Origin of the sequence: Enterobacter sp. Sphag1F (genome assembly GCF_014193275.1) — a bacterium.
GTDB classification, from domain to species: domain Bacteria; phylum Pseudomonadota; class Gammaproteobacteria; order Enterobacterales; family Enterobacteriaceae; genus Pantoea; species Pantoea symbiotica.
The window spans coordinates 700,474-715,038 of the sequence record NZ_JACHZD010000002.1 but is presented as its reverse complement, the minus strand read 5'-3'; the positions used below and the strand labels follow the sequence as shown (position 1 = coordinate 715,038).

Genomic DNA, 14,565 nt, shown 5'->3' with positions numbered 1-14,565 from the left:
GGGTGAGGGACAAACCGCACAAAATTACCGCGAAACCGATTTCTCCATCTTCTGCTCATTCTTCTGCCGCAAATGCTTCGCGCGGCTCTCCAGCCACAAATAGAGCACCAGCGCCACCAACAGCGGCAGAATAAAGTAGAGCACGCGATAAGCCAGCAGCGCCGCGATAATGCTGCCGTGCGAAGCATGTTGCCCACTCAGCAGCGCCAAAAACACCGCCTCCAGCACACCAATTCCGGCCGGAATATGAATAATCACGCCCGCGATACTGCTGATCAACAGCACGCCTAACACAATCGGATAATCCACCTGACGCGCCAGCAGCAGCCAGATAATCATGCCCATCACCATCCAGTTGGCGCAGGAGACGGCAAACTGGAACAGCGCCATGCGCAGCGAAGGCAACTGCAGATGCTGGCCTTTTACCGTCCAGCGGCGCTTCTTCGCAAAGGCGCACGCCCACAAATAGACCGCCACCATCACCAGTAGCACCGCGCCAATAATGCGCAGCGTGGTTTCGCCAATGAACCAGCCGGAAGGAATTGGCACCATGCCCGCCGCAAACACCACGCCGGCCAGCAAAATGTAGCCGAGCCAGTTGGTAGCGATGCTCAGCGAGAAAATGCGCGTAATGGTGTTTCCCGGCAAACCGAGTCGCGAGTAGAGCCGATAACGCATCGCCACGCCGCCAACCCAGGTGCTGAGCGTCAGGTTGAAGGCATAACAGATAAACGACACCAGCATCACCTGACGCTTCGCCAGCTTATGGCCGCAGTACGCGCGTCCAATCAGGTCGTAAAGGCCGTAAGTCAGATAACTCACTACCACCAGCGCGGCAGCGCTCAGCACCACATAGCGGTTGTAGCCGACGATGACGGTATAGACATCTTCCCAGTTCACCTTGCGCGCATACACCACCAGCAGCACAATCACCGCGATAAAAAACAGCCAGGTGAGGATTTTTTTCGCCAGTTGCCAGCGCGGATTCTTTTTCGACATTAGGGTTTCGCTCCTGGATTATCGGCTTCAACCCGATCCTGGGTTTCCATTTCAGGTTGCACCGGCGGCGCAACCTGCGACAAGTGCGGCGTATGCGCAGGCAACCAACCGGCGATAGCCGGAAAGTGGCGTAAAAAGTGAAACACAATCACGCCTTTGGTTAGCTGCCACCAGTTGCGCGGCGGCAGCTTGTCATCCTCCACGCGCACACAATCCTGCTGAATCAGCAACTCCAGATTGTCGCGCAGCGTCTGGTTGAAGGCGCGATCGTGCACCATCAAGTTGGCTTCCAGATTGAGGGATAAACTCAACGGATCGAGGTTGCTGGAGCCGACGGTGGACCACTGCTGATCCTGCACCGCAATTTTGCCGTGCAGCGGGCGGCGGCAGTATTCATACACTTCTACGCCACCATCGACCAAATAGTTGTACAGCAGCTCGGCACCAACTTTAACGATCGGCATATCGGGTTCGCCCTGCACAATCAGCCTGACGCGCACGCCGCGCTGTGCCGCACTGCGCATCTCGCGCAGCAAACGATAGCCGGGGAAGAAGTAGGCGTTGGCGATGATCACATCCTTCTGTGCTTTGCGCAGCATGGCGAGATAGTGCTGCTCAATGTCGTCGCGGTGTTCGTCGTTATCGCGATAGACAAACAGCACCTGCGCTTCACCGGGCATGGCATTAACCGCCGGACGATGTGAACGCGCGCCCCACCAGCGCCGCGTGTGCTGTTCGCTGCCCATTTGTTGCTGCACATACTGGGTAATATCCAAAACCACCGGGCCTTTCACCTCCACCGCATAATCCTGTTTGGCTTGCGCGCCAAAATCGATGTTGTGCTCGGCGGAGAAGTTGATGCCGCCGACAAAGGCGATCGCTTCATCGATCACCACAATTTTGCGATGCAGACGGCGGAACACGTTGGTGCGCATACCGAGCACTAACGGACGCGGATCGTAATAGATAAAGCGCACGCCAGCGGCGGTCAGGCTATCGACAAAGCGATCGGAGAGATCCGGCGAGCCGTAACCATCGACCATCACTTCAACTTTCACTCCACGCTGCGCTGCGTTAAGCAACGCTTCGTGCAGGTCGTTACCCACTTCATCTTCAAACAGAATAAAGGTTTCCAGCAGCAGCGTGCGCTCGGCGCGCTGAATCGCGCCCAACACGCGCGGGAAAAATGCGTCACCGTTTTCAAGTAAACGGAGCTGATTACCGTCGCGCCAATTGAAACTCATAGGAAAATCTCCACCGCTAATGGCGCATGATCGGACAGGTGTGACCAGGGTTTAACCGGCAGCGCCCACGGACGACTTACCGTGGCGTTGCGGATGTAGATACGATCAAGCCTCAACAGCGGAAAACGTGCCGGAAAGGTGCGGGCAGGGCGGCCGGTTTTGATGCTGAACACTTCCTCTAAGCCCACCGCGCGCTTGAGAAAGCGATTGGCGCTGACCTGCCAGTCATTAAAATCACCGGCCACCACCAATGGCGCATCGGGCGACAGCGTATCGATGAAGTCGCACATCATCTTCATCTGCGCCTGACGATGCTTCTCTTTCAGACCGAGATGCACGCAGAACACATGCAGCGGCTCAGCACGATCTGGCAGGCGGATTTGGCAGTGCAACATGCCACGCTTTTCACTTCCGGCGACGGAAATATCGCGGTTTTCATATTCAACGATGGGAAATCGTGACAATATCGCGTTCCCGTGATGTCCCTCGGGATAAACGGCGTTGCGGCCATAGGCGAAATCATCCCACATGGTATCGGCCAGAAACTCATAATGTGAGGTTTCCGGCCAGTTTTCGATGTTCAGTGAATGGATAGCGTGGGTGCCCATCACCTCTTGCAGGAAGACAATATCCGCTGATGTCGCGCGGACAGCGTCACGCAATTCCGGCAGGATAAAGCGGCGATTAAAGCTGGTGAACCCCTTGTGGGTATTGATCGTCAGGACTTTAAATGAAAATCCTTGCGTATTTTGTGGCATACTTCGACGCGCTCCTTTTCATCATCAACAGCACAAAGTGTAGTCTTTGTCACAAATGGATGGTGTTAAGGGCAGAAAATTAGGGCGTAATCCGAAATTTGCTTTACATTGAGGACGTTCGTCTGGCCTCCAGCCAGATACACTTGGGCGACCTGTTGGGTCTGCCAGGAGAAGAGAATGAAATGGTCTAATCGTGTTCAGATTGTTACCGGACAAACCTGTTTGCACATTGCAATGCACCTGCTGGTGATTGCCGCGCTGGTTTGGGGCTGGAAACATAGGGCGCTGGTTGAAGTGAGCAGTACCCTGGTGGCAGCTTATGCGGTGGTATTTATTACCATGCTGGTCATGCAGCGTAGTGCCCGTTTACGTAGAATGGGTGACTCCCTCGAAGAGGTGACCACCACGTACTACTTTGGCGCAGCGATGTTAACGCTGTTCCTGATCTCCCGCTTTATCCACAACAACCTGCTGATTGGTATCCTCGGCGTGGTGATGTTGGTGGGACCGGCGCTGGTATCACTGCTGGCGAAAGAGCCGGTCCAGCGCATCGAGAAGAAGCGCAGTTGATCGATTAGGGACCGCAATCCTGCGGACCTGACAAAAAGGAGCCGAATGCGGCTCCTTTTTTTATGGATGCTGTACGCGCGGAAAGCTGCTAAACTCGCGCCCTTACGCATGGTAGTTTGTGCCCTTTTCACACGTGAGCCCCGCGCTTGCGTCATATCCCTCCTGAAAACTACATCGCTTACGGCGATCAGGACGGTTCGGAGTAATACACCTGCATGTCATTTGACTCTCTCGGCTTAAGTGCCGATATTTTGCGTGCGGTAGCAGAACAAGGCTACCAAGAGCCGACGCCTATTCAGCGTCAGGCAATTCCTGTGGTGCTGGCTGGTCGTGACCTGCTGGCGAGCGCCCAAACCGGCACTGGTAAAACCGCCGGCTTTACGCTGCCATTGCTGCAGCGTCTGACTGCAAAACCGTCCACGGCGCGTGGCCGCCGTCCGGTGCGTGCGTTAATCCTGACCCCGACCCGCGAACTGGCGGCTCAGGTTGGCGAGAACGTGCGTGAGTACAGCCAATATCTGGATATCCGTTCGCTGGTGGTCTTCGGCGGCGTGAGCATCAACCCGCAGATGATGAAACTGCGCGGCGGCGTTGACGTATTGGTGGCAACACCGGGCCGTCTGCTCGATCTGGCACACCAGAACGCAGTTGATCTGTCACAGGTTGAAATCCTCGTGCTGGATGAAGCGGATCGTATGCTCGACATGGGCTTCATCCACGACATCCGTCGCGTGCTGGCGCGTCTGCCTGCTAAGCGTCAGAACCTGCTGTTCTCTGCCACCTTCTCTGACGAGATCAAAACGCTGGCGGAAAAACTGCTCACCAACCCAGAACAGGTTGAAGTTGCGCGCCGTAACACCGCATCTGAGCAGGTTTCCCAGCAAGTGCATTTCGTGGATAAGAAGCGCAAGCGGGAACTGCTGTCGCTGATGATTGGCCGTGATAACTGGCAGCAAGTGCTGGTGTTCACCCGTACCAAACACGGCGCCAACCACCTGGCTGAACAGCTGAACAAAGACGGCATCACTGCCGCCGCGATCCACGGCAACAAGAGCCAGGGCGCTCGTACTCGTGCATTGGCTGACTTCAAATCTGGCGGTATTCGCGTGTTGGTTGCCACCGACATCGCGGCGCGTGGTCTGGATATCGAAGAGCTGCCACACGTGGTGAACTACGAGCTGCCAAACGTGGCGGAAGATTACGTGCACCGTATCGGTCGTACCGGCCGTGCAGCTGCTACCGGCGCGGCACTGTCGCTGGTGTGTGTTGATGAACACAAACTGCTGCGTGACATTGAGCGTCTGCTGAAGCGTGAAATCCCACGCATCGAGCTGCCTGGTTTCGAAGTCGATCCAAGCATCAAAGCCGAGCCAATCCAGAACGGTCGTCAGCAGCAGGGCGGCGGTCGCGGTCAGGGTGGACGCGGTCAAGGCCAGGGTCGCGGACAGGGCGGCAACGTTTCTCGTCCACACAGCGGCAATGCACCTCGTCCGCAGGGTGAAGCGCGTTCAGCGCGTCGTCCAGCGCAGGGCGCAAGCCAGGCCGCGCCAGCCGCCAACAGCGGTCGTCGTCGTCCGGCACCAAAGAAAACCGGGAACGCCTAACGTCATGAGGGTTTTGCTGGCGCCAATGGAGGGCGTGCTCGATTCGCTGGTGCGTGAGCTGCTCTCCGGGGTTAATGATTATGACTTATGCGTGACCGAGTTTTTGCGCGTGGTCGATCAGCTGCTGCCGGTAAAATCCTTCTATCGTTTGTGTCCTGAGCTGCATAACCACAGCCGCACGCCGTCAGGCACGCGCGTTCGCATGCAGCTGCTCGGGCAATATCCCGAATGGCTGGCAGAGAACGCCGCGCGCGCGGTGGAGCTCGGTTCCTGGGGCGTAGATCTCAACTGCGGCTGTCCGTCGAAGCTGGTAAACGGCAGCGGCGGCGGTGCCACCTTGCTGAAAGATCCCGAACTGATCTATCGCGGCGCGAAAGCGATGCGTGAAGCGGTGCCGGATCATCTGCCGGTGACGGTGAAAGTGAGATTGGGCTGGGATTCCGGCGATCGTCGCTTTGAAATCGCCGATGCGGTGCAGCAAGCCGGTGCCAGCGAATTAGTGGTGCACGGTCGTACCAAAGAAGATGGCTATCGCGCCGAAAGCATTAACTGGCAGGCGATTGGCGAAATCCGCCAGCGTCTGCGTATTCCGGTGATCGCCAACGGTGAAATCTGGAACTGGCAGGACGCGCAGGATTGCATGCGCATTACCGGCTGCGATGCGGTGATGATTGGGCGCGGTGCGCTCAACGTGCCAAACCTGGCGCGCGTGGTGAAGTACAACGAAGCGCCGATGCCGTGGCCTGATGTGATCGCATTGTTGCTGAAGTACACCCAGTTGGAAAAGCAGGGCGATACCGGCATGTATCACGTGGCGCGCATTAAGCAGTGGCTTGGCTACCTGCGCAAGGCGTATCACCAAGCCGACGGCTTATTCAGCGAAGTTCGCACCCTCAAAGTCTCCGCCGAAATCGCCACCGCGATTGAGCGGCATGCATCAGCAATCATCACTTAATTCCGCAAAACCATTGTCGGATCGCCATTTATGGCGTAATGCTGCGCACCCTACGAAAAACGCGCCAATCCTTTGTAGGGACGCCATTCATGGCGACCTTCTCATACAAGTGCATATAAACTTAATAATTAAAAAATCCGCGATCTCTTAGCACGCTAAGGTTATAGTTATCGCCTACTTTCATCCTGATCCCCGACGCCACCTTCCATGTCTGACGCCGCTGTACTGAGTAACGCTCAGTTAAATAAACGTATTCTCTCCGTCATTGTCTTCACTTTCTTTTGCTACCTTTCGGTGGGCTTGCCGCTCGCGGTGCTGCCGGGATTCGTGCATAACCAGCTTGGATTCAGCTCGTTTATCGCCGGATTGATCATCAGCCTGCAATACTTCGCCACGCTATTAAGTCGCCCGCACTCCGGTCGTCTGGCGGATCGCTACGGTCCAAAACGCGTGGTGATGATGGGATTGGTGTTCTGCGGCATGAGCGGCGTGCTATCGATTATCGCCGCGCTGTGCAGCGATATGCCGCTGTTGAGCCTGGCGCTGCTGGCGGCGGGGCGCCTGTTCCTCGGCGTCGGTGAAAGTTTTAGCAGCACCGGATCCACGCTGTGGGGCATGAACATTGTCGGCCCGCTGCAAACCGCGCGCGTGATCTCGTGGAACGGCGTGGCGACCTATTTCGCCATGGCGATTGGTGCGCCGCTCGGCGTGCTGCTCAATCAATGGTTTGGCATCAGTGGCTTTGCGGGTTTGGTGGCGATCATGGGAGTTGCCGGATTCTGGATGGCGAGCCGCAAAGCGGGCGTCAGTGTCACCGCCGGCGTGCGCATTCCGTTTCATCGTGTGGTCAGCCGCGTGTGGATGTTTGGTCTGGCGCTCGGTTTTGGCACCATCGGCTTCGGCGTGATCTCCACCTTTATCACCCTCTATTTCGCCAGCCGCGACTGGAGCGGAGCCGCGTTCGCGCTGACGCTGTTCAGCCTCGGCTTTGTGATTGTGCGCCTCGGTTTTGGCCGCTACATCACACGTTTCGGAGGCCTGAAGGTGGCGCTGGTGTCGTTCGTGCTGGAGTGTGCCGGATTGCTGCTGATTTGGCAGGCTGACAGCATTTGGCTGGTGGATTTGGGCGCGTTCCTTACCGGCGGCGGTTTCTCGCTGGTGTTCCCGGCGCTCGGGGTGGAAGCGGTGAAGCGCGTACAGCAGCAGGATCAGGGTTCGGCGCTTGGCACCTATTCGGCGTTTCTCGATTTAGGGCTGGGATTAACCGGGCCGGTAGCGGGCTTGCTGATTGGTCATTGGGGCATGCAGTCAGTCTATCTTGCGGCGGCACTGATGGTGCTGGGCGCGTTTGCCATCACGCTGCGCCTGCACCAACAGCACGGCCGCCAGACGGCCGCGCAAGCGCTTTAGTATTTCTCCGGCACCACCATGTGCTCGGGTACCGGCGCGCGGCGATAGTCTTCGGAACGTTCGCGCGGCGGTAGCATAATCGGTTTGGCTTCACTCTCTTCGTACGGCATCTGCTGCAGCAAATGGCTGATGCAGTTGAGTCGCGCACGCTTCTTATCCACGCCTTGTACCACCCACCACGGCGCTTCGGGAATATTGGTGCGCTCCAGCATCTCCTCTTTCGCCTCGGTGTAATCTTCCCAGCGACGACGGCTTTCGAGATCCATCGGGCTCAGTTTCCACTGTTTGAGCGGATCGTGAATGCGGCTGAGGAAGCGCAATTCCTGCTCTTCATCGGTGATTGAGAACCAGTATTTGATGATCTGGATGCCGCTGCGCGTCAGCATTTTTTCAAACTCCGGCACGCTGCGGTAAAACTCTTCCACTTCATCTTCGTTGCAGAAACCCATAACGCGCTCAACGCCCGCACGGTTGTACCAGCTGCGGTCAAACATCACGATCTCACCGGCGGCCGGCAGATGGGCGATATAGCGCTGAAAATACCACTGCGTTTTCTCGCGATCGTTGGGCGCGGGCAGGGCGGCTACACGACAGGTGCGCGGATTGAGACGCTGAGTGATACGTTTGATCACGCCGCCTTTACCCGCCGCATCGCGCCCTTCAAACAGAATCACCACGCGATGTCCGGTGCGCATCACCCAATCCTGCAGCTTCACCAGCTCGCCTTGCAGATGCAGCAGTTCGCGGAAATAACGACGACGAAAGGCTTTATCGTCATCCGCCTGCGGCTCGTCGCTGTCGTTAAAACGCAGGTCATCCAGCTCCATCTCCAGCTCTTCGTCGTAGCTGTCGTAAAACTCCTGCAGCAGACGCTGATTAAAGGTCTCGCTGTGGAAGCTATTGTCGTGTGTCGCCATTATTTTCTCCCGTTACAGGTGGATAAACAGGGCGTAAAGGAGCCCCGAAAGTAATACAGAAACCGGCAGCGTCAGCACCCACGCCATCCCCAGATTGCGGATGGTGGAAAGTTGCAAACCTGAACGGTTGGCGGCCATCGAACCGGCGACGCCCGAAGAGAGCACATGCGTGGTGGAAACCGGCAGGCCAAACACATCCGCCGCGCCAATGGTCGCCATCGCCACCAGCTCGGCGCTGGCCCCTTGCGCGTAGGTGAGATGGGTTTTACCGATGCGTTCGCCCACCGTTACCACGATGCGGCGCCAGCCGACCATGGTGCCGAGACCCAGCGCTATCGCCACCACCACTTTCACCCACATCGGGATAAAGCGCGTGGCGGCATCCAGCTCTTTCTTCACCGCCGCCAGGTTGCGCGCGGTCTCTTCCGGCAGCGTCACTTTGGCATTTTGCAGATGCTTGATGGTTTCTGATGCCAGATACATGTCGTTTCGCGTGTTGGTCACCGCCTGCGCCGGGATATTCTCCACTGCGCCGTAGCGGCGAATCTGATCACCGATATCTCCGAGCATCATGCCGAGCGCCGGTAACACTTGCGGGCGATTTTGGTTGGTGCGCACGAATTCGGTCAGAACTTCACGCGGCGCAGGCATGGCGGCGGGCGCCGGTTGCAGCGTCAGCAGCTGCTGTTCCGTCACCTGAGTTAATGCGGCGACGCGCGGAATCTGCTCCGGCGGCAGCGAGCGGTTCAGCGCGTAGGCAATCGGCATGGTGCCGACCAGAATCAACATGATTAAGCCCATGCCTTTTTGGCCGTCATTCGAGCCATGCGCGAAAGAGACGCCGGTGCAGGTGAGGATCAGCAAGCCGCGAATCCATACCGGCGGCGGCTGATTGCCTTTTGGCGCTTCATACAGCTGGCGATTGCGGATAAAGGCTTTCATCGCCAGCAGCAGCAGGGCGGCGCAGACGAAGCCGACAATTGGCGACAGCAGCAGCGCATAACCGACTTTAATCGCCTGATCCCAATCCACGCCGCTGGTGCCGCTGCGACCATGCAGCAAGGCGTTCGCCACGCCAACGCCGATGATCGAACCGATCAGCGTATGCGAAGAGGAGGCCGGCAAACCAAAATACCAGGTGCCGAGGTTCCAGATAATCGCCGAGAACAGCAGCGCATACACCATGGCAAAGCCGTGGCCGCTGCCCGCTTGAAGAATCAACTCCACCGGCAACAGCGAGATGATGCCGAACGCCACCACGCCGCTGGAGAGCAGCACGCCCAAAAAGTTACAGAAACCGGACCACATCACCGCCACGCCCGGCGACAGCGAATGGGTGTAGATCACGGTGGCTACGGCGTTGGCGGTATCGTGGAAACCGTTCACAAATTCAAAGCCGAGCGCGATGATTAGCGCCACGCCGAGCAGCACGAACGGCGTATAACTGGTGACCGGCGCGCCAGTCTCTTCAACGTCATTAAACAGGTTAATGCCGGCATACATCAGGCCAGCGATCAGCAACAGTACAAAGATCAGGCGTGAGGCTGGACCGTTGCCGCGGTTAAGGTTTGGGCGTCCGCTGTGGGACGAGGAGGTCGATGCAGGTAAACTGTTTTCAGCCATAAAACACCTCAGTGTTAAATCACGATGCTCGAACGGCATCCGTTAATGGCAGTGTGATACGTGGTTTGTATGACAGAATGATGATGGCGATCACGCTGTGTCATCGTGCTGCAACAAAGCTGTCGCACGCTGTGGATCTGACCGTTGCGGAATGACCTGCTAATGCTCCAGCCCGTACTACCACTCGCCTCGCTGCCGGACTTCAACAATGAAGTCGCCGGATTGATTCACGGTTATCTGTTTACTCCCGCGTCGCCGCCCCAGCGCCTCAATGCGCGCGAAGCGGCTCAGCTGGCGCAGCAGCAACTGCCGGAGTCGTACTTTATCTGGCTGCACATCAACCTCAATCATGCGCGTGCAGAGCGTTGGGTTCAGGACCACTTTGGCGTAGACCACGATTTTTTCGACGAGATACATTCGGCTTCGCCGCGCACCCGTTTAGCCCATCAAAACGATGCGCTGCTGGCGGTGCTCAATGACGTGACTTTCAGTAAAGAGGAACGCAGCACGCAGAACGCCACGCTGTGGATGTGGTGCTGCCCGCGTGTGGTGGTCACCGCGCGTTTTCGCCCGGTTGGCATGATTGAACGCATGCATCAGCAGATGGACCGCCTGAAGTTCGCCGAGCCGGATGCGATGCTGCTGTGGCTGCTTGGCGAGCAGGAAGCGCAGCTGGAGCAAGTGGTGCGGCGATCCAGTCAGGCGGTGGATGCGATTGAAGAGCGGTTGCTGAGTGCGGCGATCAAAACCAATCGCCGCGAGCTGGGGCAGCTGCGACGTATGCTGCTGCGCGTGCAGCGTTTGCTGGCACCGGAGCCGGCGGCGTTGTTCCGTCTGTTGAATCGTCCGCCCAAATGGCTGAAGCGCGAACCATTAGGCGAGCTGAGGATTTTCACCGAAGAGTTCAGCGTGGCGCTGAATGACCTTGCGAGTTTGATGGAACGCATTCGTTTGTTGCAGGAAGAGATCGCCGCGCGATTAATGGAGCAGAGTAACCGCACGCTGTTTTTGCTGACGGTGATTACCGTGCTGGCGCTGCCGATCAATATCGTGGCGGGATTTTTTGGTATGAACGTGGGCGGCATTCCGCTGGCGAATAATCCGCACGGCTTTTTGCTGCTGGTGTTGGTGGTGCTGGCGTTTACGTTGGTGGCGGGTTGGCTGGCGTTTCGACGACCGCGGGATTGATTTGGCAAGGTTGCCATAAATGGCAACCCTACAAAACCCGGAACGGACGCTGTCGCCATGAATGGCGATCTTGCCGTTTACGTAGGGTCGCCATTCATGGCGACCTTCTTAACGCGCGCACAAAAAAACCAGCCCGCAGGCTGGCTCTTCACATCTTCAACCGCGATTACAGGCTGGTGGTCGGCTGCGCCGCTGGCGCTGCGCCGTTGATACCTTGCGGTGTCATTGGCTCTTCTTTCGGCAATGCATCAGAAGACTCCTGAACCGGAACCGGTGCTGGCTGAACTTCGCCTGCTGGACCGTTAATCTTGATCGGCATACCGTTACGCGCCTGGATAGCGTTGTTGACCGCATCCTGGTTGGTGCTGGCATCAGCAATCACTTTGGTCACAGCGGAAGTCAGGTTGATCGGCACCACTTCGCGTGAGTTGAACTGCTCTTCGGTGGTCGACAGCGGGTTGTGCACTTCCACGTAGCGCGAACCATCTGGCTCAACGGTGGCTTTCACCGGCTGATCGATGAACTGAACGCGCGTGCCAACCGGCACGTTGTCGAACAGCCACTTGATGTCGTCAGCACGCAGACGCACGCAGCCGTGGCTCACGCGCAGGCCGATACCGAAGTTGGCGTTAGTACCGTGAATTGCATACAGACGGCCGATATACAGCGCGTGCAGACCCATCGGGTTATCCGGGCCAGCCGGGAACACCGCAGGAATGCTCTCGCCGCGTGCCGCATATTCTGCGTGCATCGCTTTGGTTGGCGTCCAGGTTGGGCCATCTTTCTTACGCTCAACCGCAGTAGTCCAGTTGATCGGCGTATCTTTACCCAGCTCGCCGATACCGATTGGCAGCACGACTACAGTCTTGGTGCCTTTCGGGTAGTAATAAAGACGCATCTCAGCGCTGTTGATCACGATGCCTTCACGCGGCGCGTCAGGCAGAATCAGCTGCTGTGGGATGATCATTTTAGTGCCAGCTTTCGGCAGATAAACGTCAACGCCCGGATTGGCTTCCAGCATGTTGCTGAGGCCCATCTGATACTGAGCAGCAAAGGCTTCCAGCGGAAGTTTGCTGTCATCAGGTACGGTGATTTCAATGTTTTCGCCGATCAGACGGCTGTTAGCCGGCGGCAGCGGATAGACTACTGCAAATGCCGACTGGCTGAACGCCGCCAGTGCGAGGGCGAGTGAAGCGAACGCGCGAATGCTCATTTTCATGTTTTTCAAGTCGTTATGGCCATGTTTCAGGCTTGTCAGTGTGTCGAATCCATCGTGGTCAGTATGACCCGCTGCGCATTATATGTGCATTGACGCATTGATGGAAATCAGGATTTTTACTGGCTGCAGATACTTTACGCAATTCCTTGTCTTTACCAGACAATTCTCTTGGATCCGCAGCCCAAAATGTGAATTTTCACGGCTGCCACAGCGTCACTTCATTACTCAGTTTACGATTGAGGAAAAAAGCGGCACTGATTAATGCCAGATGCGTCAACGCCTGCGGCATGTTACCCAATGCTTCGCCGTGCGAAGTAAACTCTTCGGCATACAAACCGAGCGGATTGGCGTAACTCAGCAGCTTTTCAAACTCAAAATGCGCCTCATGTACGCGACCCGCACGCGCCAGACACTCCACATACCAGAAGGAACAGGCGGCAAAAGAGCCTTCTCCACCGGTTAAAGCATCGGCAGGCGTCTCGTGAATGTTATAGCGCCGAACTAAACCGTCGCTCACCAGATGCGTTTTAATCGCATCCAGCGTCGAAATCCAGTCGGGATCGGTGGAGCTGACAAAGCGCACCAGCGGCATCAGCAGCATCGACGCATCAAGGAAGGTTCCGCCGCGCGTGGCGGTGAAATGGCCCAGTTCCGGGTTCCAGAAGTTCTGCCAGATATCGTCGCGGATCTCGCTGCGCACCCGATCCCAGCGTTCGTACGGCATCGGCAATGAACGCTTCATGCCCAATCGCAGCGCGCGATCCAATGCTACCCAACACATCAGGCGTGAATGCAGGAAATGCTCCGGCTCACCGCGCATCTCCCAGATGCCAGCATCGGGCTGATTCCAGTTAACGCAGACGTAATCGATCATATCGGAGACGTACTTCCAGCCGCGATGTGAAATCGCCTCGCCATATTTGTTGGCGAGATAAATGGCATCCATCAGCTCGCCATAAATATCGAGCTGCGTCTGACGCCAGGCATCATTGCCGATGCGCACTGGACGCGAATTGGCGTAGCCGGAAAGATTGAGCAACTCGGTTTCGTGCAGTTCGGTGCCGCTGTCGAGGCGATACATCACCTGTAAGTGTGGCGTATCGTCGTGGCTGTGTTCAACGCAGCGGCCGACCCATTTGGTAAAGTCGCGCGCTTCTTCGGTGTAGCCGAGGCGCATTAGCGCGTACATGCTGAACGAGGCATCGCGGATCCACGAGGCACGATAATCCCAGTTGCGCTCGCCGCCCAACTCTTCCGGTAAGCCAAAGGTGGCGGCTGCGGCGATTGAACCGTGCTGATGCGAGGTTAGCAGCTTCAGCGCCAGCGCCGAACGCGTCACCATCTCTTGCCAGCGACCGCGATAGGAACTGTGGCTGCTCCAGCGCCGCCAGTACTGCAGCGTGTCATGGAAACACTGCTCGGTAGCGATCTTGGCCACGTTGGCATCGTCATCGTTACCAAAGACAAATTCGGCGGTTTCACCGGCTTTCAGGGTGAATTCCGCCACCGCGCTGTGATTTTCGCGCGTCATCACCACTGTAGCGCTCAGACGCAACGTGGGTTGTCCGGGCGCCAGAAACGCGATGCCGCCGGGCCGCAGCTCGGTGGTGGTTTCGGCGCGTGCATAGTCATGGCGCGGGGCGCACAGCAGATGAAATTTTGCCGTGCCGCGTACCATTTTCACGCGACGCACGATACGCGGCACTTTGCTGTGTTCATCGCAAATCGGCATGTAATCGGTAATCTCTGCTACGCCCGCGTCATCCAGCCAGCGGGTTTGCAGAATATTGGTATCAGGCAGGTAAAGCTGCTGCTGGCGGGCATGTTTCCAGTCCGGCGCGAGGGAGAAAAGGCCTGCCTCATCGCTGTCGAGCAAGGCGGCGAAAACCGACGGGCTATCGAGCTCCGGCCAGCACAAATAATCGATGGTGCCGTCATTCGCGATCAGGGCGCAGGTGCGTAAATCACCAATCACACCGTGGTCGTCTATTCTTCGTTTTATCTCGCTCATCGTGCCCCCTAATGCGTATGTAATTGTTAACTATAGACGAAACGGCAGATTCGGCGGCGCCGAGGCA

Annotated in this window: 12 protein-coding genes; 5 read left to right on the top strand and 7 right to left on the bottom strand. The window is 57.2% G+C overall.

What is annotated here, in order from left to right:
* Positions 1 to 24 precede the first annotated feature (24 nt).
* The 3 genes from FHW71_RS08795 to FHW71_RS08785 are packed head-to-tail and all read right to left on the bottom strand — an operon-like array spanning position 25 to position 3,001.
* Entirely contained in the window at positions 25 to 999 is a 975-nt protein-coding gene (locus FHW71_RS08795; RefSeq protein ID WP_008102686.1) for a lysylphosphatidylglycerol synthase domain-containing protein, read from the bottom strand.
* The gene (gene clsB / locus FHW71_RS08790) at positions 999 to 2,243 is read right to left on the bottom strand and encodes a cardiolipin synthase ClsB (RefSeq protein ID WP_179451512.1); all 1,245 of its coding nucleotides are present in this window, start codon (positions 2,241 to 2,243) and stop codon (positions 999 to 1,001) included. The genes FHW71_RS08795 and clsB overlap by 1 nt, the downstream gene beginning before the upstream one ends.
* Positions 2,240 to 3,001 (bottom strand): endonuclease/exonuclease/phosphatase family protein, encoded by a 762-nt coding sequence (locus FHW71_RS08785; RefSeq protein WP_179451510.1) that lies wholly within the window; start codon positions 2,999 to 3,001, stop codon positions 2,240 to 2,242. Before FHW71_RS08785 ends, clsB begins: the two co-directional genes overlap by 4 nt.
* A gap of 177 nt (positions 3,002 to 3,178) precedes the next feature.
* Here FHW71_RS08785 and FHW71_RS08780 point away from each other — a divergent pair, with 177 nt between their 5' ends.
* The 4 genes from FHW71_RS08780 (at position 3,179) to FHW71_RS08765 (ending at position 7,540) form a co-directional block, all read left to right on the top strand.
* Entirely contained in the window at positions 3,179 to 3,571 is a 393-nt protein-coding gene (locus FHW71_RS08780; protein WP_007890591.1) for a YbhQ family protein, read from the top strand.
* Between the two features lie 215 nt (positions 3,572 to 3,786).
* A complete protein-coding gene (gene rhlE, locus FHW71_RS08775) occupies positions 3,787 to 5,175 on the top strand; it encodes an ATP-dependent RNA helicase RhlE (protein WP_008102680.1) in 1,389 nt (462 codons plus the stop codon).
* 4 nt (positions 5,176 to 5,179) lie between these two features.
* Positions 5,180 to 6,130, top strand: a complete 951-nt coding sequence (gene dusC, locus FHW71_RS08770; protein ID WP_179451508.1) for a tRNA dihydrouridine(16) synthase DusC — start codon at positions 5,180 to 5,182, stop codon at positions 6,128 to 6,130.
* Between the two features lie 207 nt (positions 6,131 to 6,337).
* On the top strand, positions 6,338 to 7,540 hold the full coding sequence (locus FHW71_RS08765) for an MFS transporter (RefSeq protein WP_008102673.1): 1,203 nt from the start codon (positions 6,338 to 6,340) through the stop codon (positions 7,538 to 7,540).
* On the opposite strand, the gene ppk2 is transcribed toward FHW71_RS08765, so the two are convergent.
* Both ppk2 and FHW71_RS08755 read right to left on the bottom strand, forming a co-directional pair.
* Positions 7,537 to 8,457: a polyphosphate kinase 2 gene (gene ppk2, locus FHW71_RS08760; protein ID WP_154153256.1), complete on the bottom strand. Its 921-nt coding sequence runs from the start codon at positions 8,455 to 8,457 to the stop codon at positions 7,537 to 7,539. The two genes, FHW71_RS08765 and ppk2, sit on opposite strands and share 4 nt — an antisense overlap.
* A gap of 12 nt (positions 8,458 to 8,469) precedes the next feature.
* Complete coding sequence (locus FHW71_RS08755) at positions 8,470 to 10,080, bottom strand: inorganic phosphate transporter (protein WP_179451506.1); 1,611 nt, start codon at positions 10,078 to 10,080, stop codon at positions 8,470 to 8,472.
* 162 nt (positions 10,081 to 10,242) lie between these two features.
* Between FHW71_RS08755 and FHW71_RS08750 the strand changes: the two genes are divergently transcribed.
* Complete coding sequence (locus FHW71_RS08750; RefSeq protein WP_008102665.1) at positions 10,243 to 11,268, top strand: transporter; 1,026 nt, start codon at positions 10,243 to 10,245, stop codon at positions 11,266 to 11,268.
* A gap of 166 nt (positions 11,269 to 11,434) precedes the next feature.
* Here FHW71_RS08750 and FHW71_RS08745 read toward each other — a convergent pair whose 3' ends face one another.
* Both FHW71_RS08745 and FHW71_RS08740 read right to left on the bottom strand, forming a co-directional pair.
* Positions 11,435 to 12,487 (bottom strand): L,D-transpeptidase family protein, encoded by a 1,053-nt coding sequence (locus tag FHW71_RS08745; protein ID WP_008102664.1) that lies wholly within the window; start codon positions 12,485 to 12,487, stop codon positions 11,435 to 11,437.
* A 196-nt stretch (positions 12,488 to 12,683) separates the two neighbouring features.
* The gene (locus FHW71_RS08740; RefSeq protein WP_154153250.1) at positions 12,684 to 14,498 is read right to left on the bottom strand and encodes a glycoside hydrolase family 15 protein; all 1,815 of its coding nucleotides are present in this window, start codon (positions 14,496 to 14,498) and stop codon (positions 12,684 to 12,686) included.
* Between the last annotated feature and the right edge of the window lie 67 nt (positions 14,499 to 14,565).